Below are 18,654 nucleotides of genomic sequence, written 5' to 3'. Positions count from 1 at the left end.
CACCCCCTACCATTCAATTGCTGCAATATCTGCGGGCTTATCGTTTAGCTCAACCGTCTCGACCCTAGCGTCCCGCATCCGGATCACCCGGTCGGCCATCGGAGCCAGAGCCGCATTATGGGTGACAATAATAACGGTCGTCCCCTCTTTTCGACACTTGTCTTGGAGAATTTGCAGGACCTGCTTGCCTGTTTGATAGTCCAAAGCTCCCGTTGGTTCGTCACAGAGCAAGAGCTTGGGCCGCTTAGCAAGCGCACGAGCAATTGACACCCGCTGCTGCTCCCCACCTGAAAGCTGGGAAGGAAAGTTTCCCATCCGCTCATCCAAGCCGACTGACTGAAGGGTTTCAACCGGATCTAAGGCATCCTTAACAATTTCGGTGGCTAATTCCACATTCTCTAAGGCCGTCAAATTAGGAACTAAGTTATAAAATTGGAAGACAAAACCAATCGCCTCCCGTCGGTACTGGGTCAAGGCCTGGGAACTATAATTTGAGATATCCTGGCCATCGACCAGGATCTGGCCCTCATCATTGCTGTCCATACCGGCCAAGATATTCAAGACCGTCGATTTACCCGCACCTGATGCGCCTAGAATGATGGCTAGCTCTCCTTTTTCAACTTCAAAGGACACCTGGTCATTGGCCACAATGCGGTTATCCCCCATCTCATAAAACTTGGAACTTTTTACCATTTCAATATAAGCCAATCTTACTCTCTCCTTTATATAAACAACGTGTTGATTTAACTACGCAGCCAGTATAAAATAAGAGTGAATAGAAAACAATCATCAATATCAACAATCTGTTGATTTAAGCAAAGAAAGGATAAGTAGGCATGAAAAGACAGACCGCAAGTAAAGATAAAATCAAGGCCGCCTTTATCGAACTAATCCATGAAGTTGGTTTCGACAGTCTCACGGTTAGCGATCTTGCCCGCCGCTCCAGCATTAACCGTGGCACCTTCTACCTGCACTATGTAGACAAGTTTGACCTGATGGACCAGCTAGAAGAAGAAATTATGGACGAACTTGAGGCAATTTTCTTTAAAGAAGAATATCAGCAAGGCCAGGAAGTGGACGCGCTCAGCCTGATCCCTTACGCTGCCATCCTGGAAGCCCTCCAATATGTCGAGAGCCAGTTCACCCTGGTCCAAGCCCTGGCTAGCCCCCAGGGTGATCCCCATTTTATGATTAAAGTTAAGGACATCCTCAGCCGCTTAATTAGCGCCAAAGTGGAGGCGAGCGACCGGCTTAACTTTCCCCCTAAAGACCTCCCCCTTCCCTATGCCAAGGAGGTCCTTCTATCTAGTGTCGTTAGCATCATCAGGCTCTGGATCCAACGCGGGGGCCAGGAAAGCCCCGAAGATATCGCCCAGTTCATTGACCAGGCCAAACGTATCCCACCTTATCAGCTGATTTCTTAGCCTAGTTAAGAGATAGAGAAAGCCCTCTTATTTGGACCAGCATTGTCGCTTGGAAGATGCTATACTGGACATAAGTTCAAGAAATAAAGGAGTGCTAAGAGATGACAAGAGAAAATCAAGACAAGGTCGCCATTATTACCGGAGGCGGTTCGGGACTGGGCCGCGATATTACCGAAGCCTTCTGCCAGGCCCACTACCAGGTGGTCATTACCGGGCGAACGGAAAAAACTTTAGTTGCCACCGTCGAAGACTTCCGCGACCGCTATGAAGCACAGATCCACTACTTCGTGGCCGATGGCGGTGAAGAAGACCGGGTCCAAGAAGTGGTTGCGGCCATTGTGGACAAGCTAGGGCGAATCGATGTCCTCATCAACAATGCCCAGGCTGTGAACACCGGCATTGCCCTGGAAGACCAGACCCTGGACGACTTCCGCCTGGCCATTAATTCCGGCCTCTACGGGACCTTCAACTATATGAAGGCCTGCTTCCCCCTCCTCAAGGAAAGCAAAGGAACTATCATCAACATGGGATCGGGCGCAGGCATCACGGGTATGGCCGGCTTCGCCTCCTATGCTGCGACCAAAGAAGCCATCCGCGGGCTCACCCGGGTAGCAGCGACCGAATGGAGCCAGTACGGCATCAACACCAATGCCATCTGCCCCGCCGTCCTCACCCCTGCCTTCGAAGAGTGGTCCAAAGAACACCCCGAAGAATACCAAGCCGTCCTCGCTAGCGTCCCCGCCCGGCAATTTCCAGACGGCGCCACCCACGTCGGCGGCACCTGCCTCTACCTCGCCAGCCCCGCCGGCAAAATGATCACCGGCCGCACCCTAGACGTAGACGGCGGCCAAAACCAAAGACCGTAAAGGGTGTGAGAGGATGCGGGAGAAAGGGACCTCTGGAGCAAATGGGATAAGAGCGGCTTTAGCCGATCGTTCCCATTTGTGAAGAGGAGCCCTTTCTGCATCCTCGAACCCGACTACACAGGGTGTGAGAAAAGGCGTCTAGAAAGGGATGACTAGAGGAAAAGCGGATAAGAGCGGCTTTAGCCGGTCGTTCCACTTTTCTGAAGTCACTCCCTTTCTGCCTTTTCGAACCCGACTAGGAAGGGTGTGAGACTTGGCGCCTAGGCTTGGATGATTGGAGCAAGTAAGGATGAGAGCGAAGCATTCGCTCGTTCCTTACTTGTGAAATCACTCCAAGCCTGCCAAGTCGAACCCAACTAATAGTGTGAGGGCGCGCGATTAGCTTCCTTTCGCTGGAGCAAGTCACCAGAGAAGTCTGCAAGACTGCGGCGGGGACTTGTGAAGTGACACGAAAGCTGCCAAGTCGAACCCAACTAATAGTGTGAGAGCGCACGTTTAGAAGTAGACCACTGGAGCAAATATTTTTAAATAATCTAACCCTCAATCAAAGCTTACAATTGTGGCTTAGCGACTCCCGACACCCACTCAAAAGCTCGGAGTGTGGGTTGACCTTATTCAACATTCAAACAGAGGCCCCGAGTGTGGATTGACAAGTTTCAACACCCAAACAAAGCCATCCAGTGTGGCTTGGCAACATCTAATACCCAAACAGAGTCTTTAAGTGTGGCTTCATACTTCGACCCTATCTAAGGCTATGAACAAGCACACTTAGCTCCGTTAATTATCTGCACCAAAAAAGGCTGGAAACTTAGCTCCAGCCTTTTTAACTGTCAAAAGCTCCCCTAATAAAGAGGAGCTTGAGATGAATAAACATACTAGTTATTGAAAGAGCAGTCTCTTTATGCACCGGGCCTATCTAAGGCCCAAATTCAACAGCGAAACGTATGCTCACCAGCACATTTCATCTTGTAAGCAGAATATTTTTTCACAAAATCATCCTATTCCCCAAAGAACTGGTAGGCGATCTCATGGCCTTGGTCGATCTTAGCCCACTGCTGGTCTTCGGTCAATTCATTGCCGCAGTCGCAAGAAGCAAAGCCACATTGGTGGGAGAGGTATAAGTTTTCTTTAGGAATGTACTTGGTCGCTTCGTCGAGGAGGCGGAGGGCACGGTCCGCGTCATCCAAACCAGCCGTCTTAGAAGACAGGGCACCCACAACGACTTCCACATCTGGGCGGTCTTTGAAGACCTCGAGTGCAGACAAGCTACCGGCCCGTTCGTCATCCCATTCTAAGTAGAAGCGGTCATAGTGCTGACGAGCCAGGAAGTACTGGGCGACTTCTGTATAGGCGCCATCTGTGAAGGCCCGAGAAGCATAGTTCCCCCGGCAGTTGTGGCCGTAGACTCTGAGCCCCAGTTCATGGGCATAGTCAGCTACCGCATTGTTCAATTCAATCAATTGATTAGCCAGTTCTTCCTTAGAGAAGCTGGACCCATCGAAGTCTAGGGAGTCTAAGCGGATTTCATCCTCATCACCGACAAAACTGGCCCAGATACAGTCGTCAATTTGGAGAATTTCAGCTCCAGCTTCCGCATATTCCTTAACGAATTCCTTGTAAGCATGAGCTAGGTCATGGCGGAATTCAGCTAGGTCAGAATAGAACTTGCCTTCGCCGATTTCACCAAGAGCCAATAATTCAAAGTAGAGGTGGCCCGGCGCGAAGATGGTGTGTTTAACCGCCACATCCTCTGGCGCAAGTTCCTTGACCAGCTTGAAGTGGTCGACGAAAGGATGGTTCTTGCCCGATAATTTACCGGTCACATGGAGGCCGATATCGCGTCGGGTTTCATAGTCCTGCTTGTTGCCATCTTCATCCTCTTCGTAGAAGTGGTAGCCGGAATCATTGATATAGCGGTCGATCCCCTGTAGGCCCCAGGCAAAGTCCAAGTGCCAGAGTGAGCGTTGGAATTCCCCATCAGAGATTTCGGTCAGACCATGGGCCACTTGCTTGGCCACAATGTCCTTGACTGCTGCTTCTTCAGCTTCCTTGTAGCCTGGCAGGTCATCATAGAAGGGATAAGTAATGTCATCGCGTTTTTCAATTTCATTTTTATATTTTAAAAGTTCTTTTGGACGTAGGAGAGAGCCTACTGTTAAGAATCGTTTGGAAAAAGTTGTCATGTCAATCACTCGCTTTCTTGACTCTTACTATACGCGAAGGCCAGAAAAATTTGAAATATCTATTTACAAGAGCTAGCTATAGCGGTAGACTATAGCCAATCTTTTGAAAAGGAGCCAGACCATGCGCCTCGAAGACTTTAAATATTTCCAAACCATCGCCAGCGAGCTGTCCCTCAGCCAGGCTGCCAACAAACTCTATATCTCCCAACCTTCTCTATCCAATGCCATGACCAAACTGGAAAAGGAACTGGACGTCACCCTCTTCACCCGGAGCTCGCGAGGGATCTCTCTGACCACGGACGGCGAGGAATTCCTCCAATATGCCAACCAAATCCTGGAGCAAATGCAGCTGGTTGAGCGCCGCTACTTCGACAAGGAACCACCAGCCCTGCCCATCTTCTCTGTCGTCTGCCACCACTATGCCTTTGTCGTCGAGGCCTTCTCCCGCCTGCTCAAGCGCCACCAGGACAAGGCCTTCCAAGCCTCGGTGAAAGAAGTCCGAACCTATGAAGTCATCGAAGAGGTCTACCAATTGCGGAGTGAATTGGGGGTCATCTACCGCAGCCACTACAACCGACAGATCATTGACCGGGTCCTCTCCGACAAGCACCTCAGCTTCACCCCCCTAGTCACCGCCAAACCTCATATCTTCACCTACAAGGGACACCCCCTGGCCCATAAGAAGCGCCTGACCTTCGAGGACCTAGCCCCCTACCCCCGACTCAACTTCGACCAGGGCAAGCACAACTCCTTCTACTTCTGGGAAGAAGTCCACGCTGACCAGGACGCCAAACAATCCATCGTCGTCAGCGACCGGGCCACCATCTTCAACCTCATGATCGGCCTCAACGGCTACACCATCTCCTCGGGCATCATCAACGCCAACCTCAACGGCGAAGACATCATCGCCATCCCCCTCGACTCCAGCGAAGAAATCGAAATCGGCTACCTCACCAACGACAGCCACACCCCCAACCCCATCGCCAAAGAATTCATCAGCATCCTAGAAGACTGCCTAAAAGAAGGCTTAGAAAAACAAAGGGTGTGAGACTTGGCGCTTAGGCTTGGATGATTGGAGCAATTAAGAATAAGGGCGAAGCATTCGCTCGTTTCTTAATTGTGAAATCACTCCAAGCCTGCCAAGTCGAACCCAACTATAAAGGGTGTGAAGGCGCGCGGTCAGCTTCCTTTCACTGGAGCAAGTCACCAGAGCAGTCTAACAGACTGCGGCGGAGACTTGTGAAGTGACAAGGAAGCTGCGCGACCGAACCCGACTAGGGAGGGTGTAAGAAAGAGCGCTTAGCTTTAGTAGCTTGGAGAAAGTTGGAATAAGGGCAAGCAAGGCTTGGACGATTGCCTATCGTGAGTAAAAAATACTATTTATAAAAACCGAGACCAACCCACAAACAAAAACCTGAAGTGTGGGTTCGTTAGATCTAACACACAATTAAGACCTTCCATAGTGGCTTGACTGCTTTCAATCCACAATTGGACCTTTTTAGTGTGTACTGGCAAGATTCACCACACAATTAAGACCTTCAAATGAGTGTTCGCAAGCGCCAACACACAAACAACGATCCCAATTGTGTATTGGCAATTTTTTTCAATAAAATAATCGGTTAAACAAGCTAGCAAGGACCTTGCTAGCTTGTTTTCATTATGGGAAGAGAGGACAGCTTGCCTAGCAGAGGCTACTTGCTAATGGCGGCCCCGTTTGCGAGTTAGTGCGATCCTACTTGCTAAGCAGCGCCCCGTTTGCGAGTTGGCACGACTCTACTTGCAAACCATGGAACCATTTGAAAGTTCCCCACCAGCTACTCGCAAAGCAGGACATCATTTGAAAATTTGACAAGCAACCACCAGAAGAACGAAAAACCAGCAGAGCCCACATTCTGCTGGTTTTTCCATAGCTTCTATTAAGCGTCCCTCACTGTTCCCAAACTAGGCTTCCTCATCCAGGACCGCAATCACTTCAGCTGGGAAGGCAACGGCATCTTTGATATGGGGTGCGTTGATCATAATCGCACTGCCAACAGCAGGGACCTGGTCTAAATTAGCCATGACTTCGACCTGGAACTTGTTTTCGTTGAGCCAAAAGCGCTGGGCAACCAGGTCACCGGCTGCAGCGGCTTCAGGGCCTGCATCGGTATTCAGTGTCTCGTGGCCAATGGCGGTAATCTCCCGGTCGCGGCTCAGGTATTCCAAGGCAGCCACCGACCAGCCCGGCGTCACTTCCACCCCATCTTCATTGGTATTGGTGAAGGCCTCCTGGGAGTGGATCCGCTTGTACCAGCCGGACGAGAAGGCGACAAAAGCGCCTGCTGGAATGTCGCCATAGCGGGCTTCGAAGGCCTTAATATCTTCCACCGTCACGGCATAACCAGCGTTTGCTGCCACCTTGTCTTCCAGATGCAAAACATAGAGGGGCAGGTAGCGTTCCTTCTGGGGAATATCTGCCATGATCCGGCCGCCCGCCATGAAGTGGGCCGGCGCGTCAATATGAGTCCCATGGGAAGTTCCCAGGGTGTATTCCCGGTTGTCCGACCCCGTCTCCTCCAAGGTCGTCAGCACCCGCTCTTGCAGGGGGTTGAAGGCCTGGTAGATGGCCATATCCTTAGTCACTTCATGGGTCAGATTGACCCATTTTTTCGCTTTCAAGCCAGCAAGTAGTTCATGTGTTGTCATTTAATCATCCTCCAAATTATCTCAATCAGGCAAATAAATAAAACTCCGAAAGCCCCTCGACTTATAGTAAGCATCAGCTCCATTGTGGTAGATAAAGGCCTGGCCATAGCGATAATCGCCAAAGACAGCGCCTCCTAATTCACGCACTGCAGCTGGTGTCTTCAGCCAAGAAGAGGTCTTTAAATCAAGATTCTCTAACAATTGCAAGGTCAAATACATATCGATTGACATCAATCGTGTTCCCATGGCCTGGCACATCTCTTCGACGCTCGTCTCAGGTGGAAACTTCTTCCGCCCCAAGCGTGCCTCCCGGTCATAGCAGAGACTCCGCCGCCCTGCCGGAGTCTCTGGACTCATATCCGCAAAAAAGGCCCGCCTAAAGGGTTCGCAGGCGATCAAATCCGGTTCGCCGCCTGTCTCTTCCATGGCAAGCAGGCTCTCTACAAGGTCTTCCCTGCCTGCTAAACAAGCCAGCACGTCCTCCCAAGTCCAATCCGGATGGCGGTCAGGATGGGCCTCAAAACGTTCCGCCACTGGCTTCAAGCGCTCATTCAAATCCATATGACAGTCTCCCTTCTCTATTATTAAGCCTAGGATAACATGTTTTAGATCCAAAATTTAGCCAGGCGACCTGATCAAAGAAAAAAGCACCAAAAGAGATAAGCTCTTCTGGCACTTTCATGCGTACAGTATGGCAGAGGACGTTATTTTCTAAAAATTATCACTTTGTTCATCCAAGCGAGTGGCGTATTCCTCTTCGTTAATACTATGTTCACGGGCAGCCACCAAGAAGCCAGTAATTGCACCTGTATGAACATTGGTTGAGGTCCGCGCCATATCCGCTACTCCAGCAATTGGACTAAGAACCAGGATCATTTCAACCGGTAAGCCCATAGCTGCAAAGAGCGCCGTGGCTTGAATGGTCCCTGTGCCAGGAACACCCACCGTCCCAATCGAGGCAAGGAGGGCCGCACCAATCATGAGGACATATTGGTTGAGGCCAAAGTCGATATTTAAGGCATTAATCGTAAAGATAGCAAGTAGAACTGGCCAAATGGCAGCACAACCAGGCATCCCAAAAGTGGTTCCTATCGATGCAGAGATGGAGGCAATATTTTCAGGAACACCTAGACTCCGCTGACTCTTCACACTAGCTGGAATAGAGCCAATAGAACTTTGGGTCGTAAAGCCTACCAACCAAGCAGGGAAGATCTTACGCTGAACCTTGAAGGGATTGTGCTGGCTGAAGAGAGCCACCATGGCGGAAGATGTAATGAAGCTGTGGAAGAGGCAGGCAATGTAAACAGCTGCCAGTAAGCTTAACAAGGACGTCACAAAGGACAAATCCAAAGAAGACACTTGGTTAGCCAACAAAGATAAGACAGCATAAGGCGTAAACTTGACAATTGCGCCGATCGCCCGGTTCATCAACTTATTCCCCGCTTGCACAAAATCAATAAAAGCTTGGATTTCAGACTTATCTTCATAAATTAAAATAACTAGACCCACAATGACACTGAAAATAACAATCGGCACAATATTATTGTTGGCCATATTATCAACAATATTGCGGGGGAAGAAACTAATAATAACTTCTGAAAAATGAGGCACTTCTTCAAGTTCTGCAGCTTTATCAAACTGTACTCCTGAATTCAGGCCAAGATGCATCAAGCCGCCGACAATAATGGCAATGATCGAACCTAAAATGTTATGCAAAGAAAGAAAACCCAAGATCCGTCCACCAATCGATCCCAGGGTCTTCATATCGCCAATATTAATGATTGTAGCTACAATTGAAAATACTAATAAGGGAATCACAAAGGCCATCAAAAGGTTAGCGTAAACCTTCCCAAAGACAACCACATAGTCAGTATGTCCCATAAAGATAAAACCTAGAACAGCACCCATAGCTGTTGCTGTTAGCACCCGGACCATTAAAGATAGTTTTCTTTTTTGCATCCGGTAAAGAATATAATATAAAACTAAAGTCACAAGGACTGCTAATAAACTTTTCACAATACTCTCCCTTTCACAAATTTTTCCATTCTTAATTCACCTTCGAAAAGTATGGAAATTCTTAAACAAACCTTAGCAATCGCACCCGTTTACCATACTGTGATCGTTTTTTCCTTTCATTCACCCCCTTGCAATTTATCCGTACTTATACTAACACTGATCCATCAGCTTCACAATGTCACTTGCTATCGATTTCACATTAATGATTAAAAATTAAACAGAATCTTATTGCTCTCTTATCTAGCTAAGTATTCAGCCTAGTCCACCAAGAGAAAAATAAGTGGACTCCCCCCTCAGATCAAGACTAAACGATAAAAAAGCGCACCAAGATTATATTCTTGATGCGCTCTGACTTATCTTCACTTGGTTCAACTTAGCGATTAAAGTCAACTTTTGCTTAATGGATTAAGCTTTTTTCTTCTTCGTGGAGAAGGTCAAGAGACCGAGTCCTAGCACGAGGGTCAATACGGCTGGGTGGAAGCGGTTAGCGCTAGCCTCTGCCCCAGTCGCTGGCAATTGGGTCAGCGGCGTATAGGCCTTGGCTTGTCCACTTTCTGGACTGCTTCCTTTTAGGACTTTAACTTGGTCTGTGTTGAGCTTGACTGCTTCAGGCTTAGTGTCTTGACGTCTTTCTTCGAATGAAGGAACTTTGTCAGCAGAGCTTGGATCTTTATGACCTGATTCTGGATCTTTAGAGATGGCATGATCCTTGTCCTTCAGCTTGTCTTGGTCGCCGTTTTGAGGATCCTTGCTTGGCAGTTTATCCTTGTCTGAACCTTGGGGATCCTTGCCGGCTTCTGGCTCTTTCTCATCGGATTGAGGGTCTTTATGACCTGATTCTGGCTCTTTTGGATCTGTCGATTGGTCCTTACCGCCTTGTGGATCTTGAGGGTCCTTAGACTGGTCCTTGTCGCCTTGTGGATCTTGAGGATCTTTCGATTGGTCCTTGTCGCCTTCTGGATTGTGAGGGATGACAGCTGGTTTATCCGTCTTAGCACAGCCGACTTCAACGATCATCTTGCGGCCTTCCTGTTTCACCACGGTCTTGCCGTCCCGGATTTCGGTGATGCGTTTCTCGCCTGGATCCACCACCTTGACTTGGCCAGGCTTGAGGTCTTTATTGTAGACCACTTCAATGCCTGGGCAGTCCTTGATAATTTCAACCGGAACTTCCTTGATCACTTCAACAGGGACTTCCTTAACGATCTCAACAATCTTCTCAACCGGAACTTCCTTGATCACTTCAACGGGGACTTCCTTGATGATTTTAACAGGGACTTCCTTGATCACTTCGACTACTTTCTCAACGGGAACTTCCTTAACGATCTCAACAATCTTCTCGACTGGAACTTCCTTAATCACTTCAACGGGAACTTCCTTAACGACTTCGACTACTTTCTCAACGGGAACTTCCTTAACGATCTCAACAATCTTCTCGACAGGAACTTCCTTGATCACTTCGACCGGAACTTCTTTGATGACCTCAACGGGGACTTCCTTAACCACTTCAACGACCTTTTCAACGGGAACTTCCTTGACAACTTCCACAATCTTCTCAACTGGAACTTCCTTAATCAATTGCTTGATGCCGACGCGGAGGATCCGTTTTTGCGGTTCGCGGAGGACTTCCTGGTTGACTTGCTTGTCTTGGCGAACGCCGTTAACGATCGCCTGGGTCACACTTTCCTTGACTTGGCCTGGCTGACCGGCTTGGACTTCTTCGACCTTGCCTGAATCGAGCTGGTCGTCATAGATCACTTCCGTTGCAAAAGGCGTTCCGTGGATACTTTCGTGGTTGAACTGGCCGTCATAGCCCTTGGTGCCCACCTTCACAATGTGCTTGGCTGGGGTCACTACAGGTACTTCTTCCGTCACAACCTTACCATCAACCACCTTATTGACAATTTGACTGGTCACATGACCTGGTACAACTTGGACAGTTTCCACCTTGCCCTTGTCCAGACTTGGATCATATTCAAAGATCGTTTCAACAGGCACATCCTTGTTGCTTTCATGGGTGTTGCCTTCAACTGGCTTGGTGCCCACTTCAATGATGTGAGCTTTTGGTGCAGTGTAGGCGCCGTCTTGGCTGACTGGTGCGCCGTCAGCCTGGCCATTCTTGATGGCTTGAGTGTAGTCCGTGGTCTTAGAACCAGGAACGCCCTCTTGGACTGTCTTGCTTGTTCCTACTGTGAGGTCAGGATTTTCTCTGATTTCAACTGGGAATGGGACAGGACAGGTAGTGGAGAACTTGTAGTCACCGGTGAAGTCCTTAGACCCAACGCGGACAATTTGTTTAGCTGGGGTTACAACCGTTTCTTCCGTATTAACCACCTGGCCGTCCACTACTTTAGAAACGACCTTGGTCTCTGTCTTACCTGGGGTCAATTGACCGGTTTGAACTTGACCTTTTTCAAGGCTGTCATCAAAGACGTATTCAATTTCAACTAGAATTTCCTTCTTGATAGCCGTTTCGGTACCAGCAACAGGCTGGGTGCCGACTTCAAGGATATGGGCTTTAGGTTCGACTGGATTAGAGATTGCGCGTTCCAGTTGACCATCGGCTTGGCCATTCTTGATGGCTTGGGTGTAGGTCACGTCATAAGAACCTGGCTGACCTTCTTGGACCAGCTTGGTTTCGCCAGCCTTGAGATTTGGATTCTCGCGCACTTCCACCTTGTAAGGCACTTCGAAGCGTTCGGTGTGGTTCACTTGACCGGTAAAGTCTTGGTTGCCGACCTTAATCACTTGAGTCACAGGTTCTTTGGTCACTTTAGATACGGGTTGGCCAACAATTTGGGAATTCTCAATCGTAACGGTTGTTTCCTTAGTCCCTGGTTGACCTGGAGTCAGCACTTGGTAGTCACCCTTAGGCAGGCTTGGATCGGCTTCAACCTTGACATCAAATGGAATTTCTTCTGTGGAAGTGTGGCTGCCATCAGTCTTGGCCCCAATGCGAACGATCCGGTTTTCAGGAGCGATCACTTCGCGGGTTTGGCCAAAGACCTTGTCTGCCATGGTGCCATTGACGTATTTCTGACTAACATCGCGTTCGATTAAACCGAGTTTACCTTCTTGTTCAACCACTTCTTGGCCTGGCTTCAAGCTTGGATCCAATTTGTATTCAGTCTTGAATGGGGCCAGGCTTTGTTCGGTGTGCTTAAATTCACCAGTGTAGTCCTTGGTGCCCACCACAATCACTTGCTTGGCTGGAGTCACCACTTCTTCGGTCGTGGTTTCGATCTGGCCAGTTTGTGGGTTGAAGACATTCTTAATCTTGGTTTCAACCTTGCCTGGAGTGTAGGCACCCTTTTCAACGACGCCCTTGTCCTTAGTATTATCGTAGACATATTCAATCTCGGCTGGGACTTCCTTGACCCTGCTTTCAGCATTTTCTGGGGCCTTGGTCCCGACCTTGATGATATGGGTCTTGGGTTCCGTACGAGCGATTTCTTCCGTCTTCAGCTGGCCATCTGCCGCCCCATTCTTAATGGCTTGGCTATACTTGGTGGTCTTGGACCCGTTCTCGCCCTTTTGAACTTCTTGGATTTCGAAGAGTGGGAGGTTTGGATCTTCTTGGATGTCCACCTTGAATGGGAGGGTTTCCGTGACATTATGGGACACTTCGCCCGTGAAGTCTTGGTCGCCCACCTTGATGACTTGGGTAACAGGTTCTTTGGTCAGCTTGCTAGAAGGTGTGCCAACCACTTGAGAGTTCTCAATCGTTATCGTGGTTTCTTTCGTCCCTGGCTCACCTGGTGTGACAACTTGGTAGTCACCCTTAGGCAAGTTTGGATCAACTTCAACCTTGACCGCAAATGGAATTTCTTCTGTAGAAGTGTGGCTGCCGTCAGTCATTGAACCAATGCGGACGATTCTATCTTGCGGTGTCATCACTTCTTCTGTCGGACCATAAGTCTTCTCACCGAGCTTGCCATTCACGAAGTCTTGGCTGACTTGACGTTGGATTAAGCCAAATTGACCTTCTTGATCAACGACTTCTTGACCATGCTTGAGCGTTGGATCCAACTTGTAGATGGTGCGGTATGGCGCAATACTTTGTTCGGTATGTTTAAATTCGCCCGTATAGTCCTTGGTCCCAACAATAATTTGTTGTTTGGCTGGGGTCACGACATTTTCAACGGTGTTGACCACTTGGCCGTCGACCAGCTTGGAAACGACCTTGCTTTCGGTCTTGCCAGGAGTGACTTGACCCGCTTCAACAAAGCCCTTGTCCTTGGTGTTGTCATAAAGGTATTCAACTTCAACCGGAACATCTTGCTGGATTGGGGTTTCGGTCCCGCTAACTGGCTGGGTGCCCACTTCAATAACCCGGTTAACTGGCTCTAGGCGGTTGGCTTCGGTCTTCTTGAGCTCGCCGTCAGCTTGGCCATTTCGAATGCCTTGAGTGTAGGTCACATCAACGGAACCAGGCTTCCCTTCTTCAAGGACCTTGGTTTCGCCAGCTTTGACATTCGGATTGTAGCGGATTTCTACTGTATTTGGTAGCGGTACGGTTTCGGTATGGGTCACTTGGCCGGTAAAGTCCTTGTTTCCAACCTTGATAAGCGCGTTGATAGCAGGTGTTTCTTGGGTGACCTTGCCTTGGCCAACGATTGAATTGGTAATTGGCCATTCCGTGGTCCGTGAGCCGACTGCCCCTGGGGTCACGATTTCATACTTGCCAGCTTCGATGGCTGGGTCGTATTCCACTGTGTAGCTAAATGGCAATTCTTCAGTGTAAGTATGGACGCCTTCCGTCTTAGCTCCCACCTTGATCTTGCGGTTGACCGGTGCCTTAGTTTGAACCGGATCAGAAACCACTTTCTCACCAGGAACACCGTTAGTAATGCTTTGGCTTACCTTGGTGGTGGTTTCGCCTAACTGGCCTTTTTGTACTTCAACCACTTCATTAGGTGCCAGACTTGGGTCGACTTCAACTTCGGTTTCAAATGGCACCACATTGCTGTATTCATGGCTGAATTCACCGTTGTAGCCTTGGGTCCCGACAATAATCTTCTTGTTGATTGGGGCCTTGGTTTCAGTAGTGCTTGTTTCCCCGGCAGTCACAGTACCGTCTTGGGCGGTAACTGGCGTGGTCTTAGTCTCTTCACCTGGAATGCCTGTATTTGGCACCACTTCCACTGTACCGGCAGGCTTGGTGTTGTCGTATTCAATTTCCACATCGAATGGTTTTTGGTTGCTGGTTGTCACATTGGTCGAACCGGCTAAAGGCTTGGTGCCGACCCGGATAATGTGTTCCTTAGCTGGTGTTTCCCCTTTGACAGCTGAGGTCAATGCCCCATCAGCGGCTCCATTCTTAATGGCTTGGGTATAAGTTGTGGTCTTGGTTCCTGGCACCCCTTCTTGGTCCACATGGTAAGTCCCCTTGTCTAGACTTGGATCTTCAATGACCTTAACTGGGAATGGGACTTTCTCAGTCACATCATGGCTGACTTCGCCGGTAAAGTCTTGGTCGCCAACTAAGACTACCGCATTGGTAGCTTGTTCATCAATGGTTGGCTCAGATGTTGCTGTTACTTGAGAGTTTTCAATGGTCAGGGTCTTGGTCTGACTACCTGCCTTACCAGGCGTCTCGATCTTGTATTCGCCCTTCTTGAGTGATGGGTCTTTCTTCACTTCCACTTGGAATGGAATTGCTTCGGTCACTTGGTATGTACCATTTGTCTTCGCCCCAATGCGAACGATACGTTTGACGGGATCCTTGGTTTGAACACTTTGACCTGGTGTCGAAGCCGTCACTTGACCATTCTTAATGATATGGGTAGTTGTAGTGGTCTTCTCACCGAGCTCACCTGGGTTTTCTACCACTTCAGCACCTGGATTTAAGCTATTATCTACAATGTATTCGGTTTCGAATGGAACAGGGTCCTTGTCCACCGTTTCAAATGAGCCATTATAGTCTTTTTGGCCGACCTTGATCACGGCATTGACTGGAGCGACTGTTTCAACGACAGGCTCGCCCACGATCTTGGAGTTTTCAATGGTCCAGGTCTTCTTGTTGGACCCGGCTTGGCCTGGCGTCACGACCTTGTAGTTCTCAGTCGCGTCGGGGTAGTTGGTGTAGAAGTTCGGATCGAATTCCACGGTGTAGTTGAATGGAATGTCATCAGTGTCAACAAGCGTGCCGGTGGTCTTGGTGCCGACTTTGATCACTTGGTCTTGTTTTGGCTTGACAGGCTTGGTGCTAACAGTCGATGGGAGGAGAATATCTCCCGATAGATGATTCTTGGCGTCCATGTAAATAAAGTTATAGAGTGGCACACCAGCATAGAATGATGTCATATCCCCATATTCATCGACCCCCTTAGTATAGAGGTCTCTATCCCAATAGCCCTGGGCAACAAGATAGTTGGCGATCTTGTCATAGTTAGGGATACCACCAGGTAAATAGCTACCGCCTTCTGTTTCAACATTAACGTTGTCGAGATAGTCTCTGAGGGGAGCCGAATCAATTAGACGAGCAGGGGTATACTTGCTTTGGGTCTTCCCAACGATTCCTTCTTGAACCACTTGTTTACTTCCAGCTGGCAGGCTGTTATCGAATTCTAACCGTGTTTCATAAGGAATATCATTGCTATGCTCATAGCTAGCAATCTTGATCTTACGCGGCATCATTGGGGTGTCGACGGTCTTGTTTAAGCTGATAGCTCCGGTCTCTGGATGACGAGTAGATGTAATCAGGACATAGCCATCCTGGCCCTCTTCAACTATTTCATCTTGTCCTGGTTGAAGGCTTGGATCAAGGATATATTCGGTAGTCATTGGAATATCCAGTCCTGTTTGAACGGGTTTAACCCCAATTCGGATCTCAGCATCCTTCTTCGGCTTAATGATAGTTTCTTGGACCTTAGTCATCACCGGTTGTTCCACCATCCGGCCATCGCGGTTAGCCCGCCTGCGGTTGTCGAAGTTCCATTCGTAAACGGTGCGTTTAGAGCCCAGTTCCCCATCTGTCTTCTTGACAACTCCCGCATCCAGGGTGTCGTCATAGACCACATGGGTGTCAAAAGGAATCTCTTCTACTACCGCATGGCCGCCTTGAGCGATGTTGGTTGGCCGGGCAATAAATTGGGCCTTAACCGTCTCCGCTCGAGGTTCTTTGGTCACAGGATCTGTATAGTTGACCTTAACAGGAATATAAACGTTCTCGCCCCCGACAATATCCGCATCTTCAGGAACGACTGCGGTCACTTCACCCGTCTGGGGATTGATACTAACATTGGACCAGACATTGCCCCGGTCATCAGTATAGGTCCCCGGTACCAATTCGAAGGACTCAGGTTGCAGCTTATCCGGATCACTTGGAATTTCAGGTAATTGCTTTAAGCTGTCACCTTGGTAGCCAATTTCAGCATGGTAGACCGGCACATTATTATCAGAATCTCGGACCACGAAATAGAAGGCGTGGGTATCCTTGGAGCCGTTGGTATAGGTATACTCAATCGGTAAGTACATAGTATCGCCAGGCTGGGCATCGGCCGGTGCCGTTACGGTAAATTCAGAAGGGTTGCCGGGTTTGGTTTCCACCTTCCAACCCTTGGCTTCAGCATCCTTCTTGAATTTTTCCACTAATTTTCCATTGGCTCGACCTTGGCTTTGGGCCCCTTGCATATCTTCATAGGACTTGGAAGGGTCAGAGCCTTCACCACTGCGTGAGTTAATCTTCAAGGTAATGGACTTGCCGGGTCTTAGAGCATTAGAATAAGCAGTATCCTTGGGCCCTTGGATGCGGTTGAAGGTCTGGTCATAGTAGCGGGTATCGTCCAGGTTGACGGTAATTTCCCCGACCTTGTTGTAGTGGTCGTAGCGGGCGATCCCTTGCTTATCGATGGTGACAGTTTGGCCGTTGTGGTTAATGACCTCTGCACCGGCACCGGTTGGGACGTAGAATTTATCTTCATAACCTTGTAAGTCATTGGCTTCCTTTACAATGGCACTAAATTCGTCTGCCGTCCGCGGTCTGGCGAAGAAGCGAACATTGAGATTTTGAATGCCATTGAATCTTTTATTGTTAAAGATGGAATTGGGATCTTGTAGGGCCCCTTGAGGCATCTTGAAGACAATGTCCGCAGGATTTACTTCCCCAACTTCCTTAGCAATTTCCGCTTGGTTGTCAGGGGTGACCAGGATGGCCTGGGCTTCCTTAGGGTCTACCACCGTTCCATCTGGGTGGTAGACTTCACTAGTGATCCGGGTGTAGTCTTCTGGCAACAAGTTTTCAATCCGAGCCCCGGTCTTCAGGTATTGGCCTTGGACCGGCACCTTAGCCACATTAGTTTCCCCTACAACTGAAATAATGGATAAGTTCTTGTTTTCATTCGGATAGGGGTTGACGGAGAAACCAGTTGCAAAGTTAGTCCCCTCAAGTAACTTGTTATTGGGATTGTTTTGAGTATACTCTGACTTCCAACCTATCGTTGTCTTTTTATTATCCTTATTGTTAACATGCTTTAAAAAGTCCGGATACGTATTTATCGCTAACTCAACTTGACTGCGTCCACTTACAGCTGTAGATATTTCAGTCTCTGACGGCTGATAATTGACATCATTAAAAAATCTATTCGTGCTTTCAGGTGTATAAGTCTTATTGGGATCTATTACTTCACCAGGGCCTCTTTTGGCAGGTGTCCCATTCACATTATCTGTTACATAAACACCAGTATAAGTCCTTTCAGATACATTTCTATCAATATCAATTTTAATACCAAAAGATTTTTTATCTTCAGAAGTGGTGCTTGGATTCAAGACTTCTGGTGTAAAACCTTCAACAGTTTTTCCAATATCTTCTGCTAGTGTTTCCTTTGAAATCCCATTATTAGCCAAGTCCGAATCCCGATAATGACCAACCTGGGCTTCGTCGGCTGCGACGGAATTAGCAGCCGTTGTCTTGACCTGACCGTCAGCGGTGGTCGCAACCCCGTCTCTGGCGGTGGTGTTAGCCCCAGCTGTCGGTGCCGCTGTATTCAGGGCTTCATTAATAGGGGCTTCGGTTCCCGTGCTACTCGGTTGTGTGGGAGCCGCTTCAGAGTCTGCAGCTGGTGGCGCAGGTTGGTTGGCTGTAATAGCAGCAGCGTCAAGATTTTCTGCCGCTTCAACGGCTTGAACCTGACCAGCTAAAAAAGCTGCGATCGCCACACTTCCCACACCGAGTGTCGTCTTACGAATCGCATAACGATAATTCTTCTCCATACAAATCCTCCTAGCTTGCAAGCTTATCTCCTGGAGAAAGACAAGCCTTCCACTAAAGTGTTTATTTTTTTGTTTTAATCTAAATTATAATTTAGTTAGCTTAACACATTGTATCTTAGCATTTACTTGTTAGACTGGCAATTTCTAAGTGCTGTTTGCTTTTATATTAAATTCAAATCCATAATAAATATTGATTTAACAAGCTTTATTGTTCTTTAATCCCCATTAAAAGATACAAAATAAAAACTTTATTATCTAAGAATTTAA

General features: G+C 48.4%; 9 protein-coding genes. 3 read left to right on the top strand and 6 right to left on the bottom strand.

The genetic code is table 11. The annotated features are described in order from the left end of the window. Nucleotides 1–6 precede the first annotated feature (6 nt). Nucleotides 7–708: an ABC transporter ATP-binding protein gene (locus QP860_RS04425; RefSeq protein WP_070619117.1), complete on the bottom strand. Its 702-nt coding sequence runs from the start codon at nt 706–708 to the stop codon at nt 7–9. A 128-nt stretch (nt 709–836) separates the two neighbouring features. On the opposite strand from QP860_RS04425, the gene QP860_RS04420 reads away from it, so the two are divergent. Both QP860_RS04420 and QP860_RS04415 read left to right on the top strand, forming a co-directional pair. Beyond that, nucleotides 837–1,424: a TetR/AcrR family transcriptional regulator gene (locus tag QP860_RS04420; protein ID WP_070619114.1), complete on the top strand. Its 588-nt coding sequence runs from the start codon at nt 837–839 to the stop codon at nt 1,422–1,424. Nucleotides 1,425–1,525: 101 nt separating this feature from the next. Continuing rightward, complete coding sequence (locus QP860_RS04415; protein ID WP_070619111.1) at nt 1,526–2,290, top strand: SDR family NAD(P)-dependent oxidoreductase; 765 nt, start codon at nt 1,526–1,528, stop codon at nt 2,288–2,290. Nucleotides 2,291–3,288: 998 nt separating this feature from the next. Here the strand turns inward: QP860_RS04415 and QP860_RS04410 are convergent. Next, nucleotides 3,289–4,473: a uroporphyrinogen decarboxylase/cobalamine-independent methonine synthase family protein gene (locus QP860_RS04410; protein ID WP_070817379.1), complete on the bottom strand. Its 1,185-nt coding sequence runs from the start codon at nt 4,471–4,473 to the stop codon at nt 3,289–3,291. A 121-nt stretch (nt 4,474–4,594) separates the two neighbouring features. Here QP860_RS04410 and QP860_RS04405 point away from each other — a divergent pair, with 121 nt between their 5' ends. After that, nucleotides 4,595–5,521 carry a LysR family transcriptional regulator gene (locus QP860_RS04405; protein WP_070619109.1) on the top strand — a complete coding sequence of 309 codons (927 nt, stop codon included), beginning with the start codon at nt 4,595–4,597 and terminating at the stop codon, nt 5,519–5,521. 893 nt (nt 5,522–6,414) lie between these two features. Here QP860_RS04405 and QP860_RS04400 read toward each other — a convergent pair. The 4 genes from QP860_RS04400 to QP860_RS04385 form a co-directional block, all read right to left on the bottom strand. Next, entirely contained in the window at nt 6,415–7,158 is a 744-nt protein-coding gene (locus tag QP860_RS04400) for a cyclase family protein (RefSeq protein WP_070619106.1), read from the bottom strand. A gap of 21 nt (nt 7,159–7,179) precedes the next feature. Continuing rightward, on the bottom strand, nt 7,180–7,719 hold the full coding sequence (locus tag QP860_RS04395) for a DUF4256 domain-containing protein (protein ID WP_070619103.1): 540 nt from the start codon (nt 7,717–7,719) through the stop codon (nt 7,180–7,182). A 150-nt stretch (nt 7,720–7,869) separates the two neighbouring features. Further along, nucleotides 7,870–9,174 (bottom strand): dicarboxylate/amino acid:cation symporter, encoded by a 1,305-nt coding sequence (locus tag QP860_RS04390; RefSeq protein ID WP_246818938.1) that lies wholly within the window; start codon nt 9,172–9,174, stop codon nt 7,870–7,872. Between the two features lie 405 nt (nt 9,175–9,579). After that, a complete protein-coding gene (locus QP860_RS04385) occupies nt 9,580–18,387 on the bottom strand; it encodes a G5 domain-containing protein (protein WP_284912249.1) in 8,808 nt (2,935 codons plus the stop codon). Between the last annotated feature and the right edge of the window lie 267 nt (nt 18,388–18,654).

It is taken from the genome of Aerococcus sp. UMB1112A (assembly GCF_030230715.1).
In the GTDB taxonomy this organism is placed as follows: Bacteria; Bacillota; Bacilli; order Lactobacillales; family Aerococcaceae; genus Aerococcus.
Note: the sequence above shows the minus strand (reverse complement) of the source record. Positions and strands in the feature narration are given on the sequence as shown.

Excerpts from the sequence above, each read along its gene's own strand:
- QP860_RS04420 (WP_070619114.1), top strand. The coding sequence starts at position 837 with ATGAAAAGACAGACCGCAAGTAAAGATAAAATCAAGGCCGCCTTTATC.
- QP860_RS04415 (WP_070619111.1), top strand. The coding sequence starts at position 1,526 with ATGACAAGAGAAAATCAAGACAAGGTCGCCATTATTACCGGAGGCGGT.
- QP860_RS04410 (WP_070817379.1), bottom strand. The coding sequence starts at position 4,473 with ATGACAACTTTTTCCAAACGATTCTTAACAGTAGGCTCTCTCCTACGT.
- QP860_RS04405 (WP_070619109.1), top strand. The coding sequence starts at position 4,595 with ATGCGCCTCGAAGACTTTAAATATTTCCAAACCATCGCCAGCGAGCTG.
- QP860_RS04400 (WP_070619106.1), bottom strand. The coding sequence starts at position 7,158 with ATGACAACACATGAACTACTTGCTGGCTTGAAAGCGAAAAAATGGGTC.
- QP860_RS04395 (WP_070619103.1), bottom strand. The coding sequence starts at position 7,719 with ATGGATTTGAATGAGCGCTTGAAGCCAGTGGCGGAACGTTTTGAGGCC.
- QP860_RS04385 (WP_284912249.1), bottom strand. The coding sequence starts at position 18,387 with ATGGAGAAGAATTATCGTTATGCGATTCGTAAGACGACACTCGGTGTG.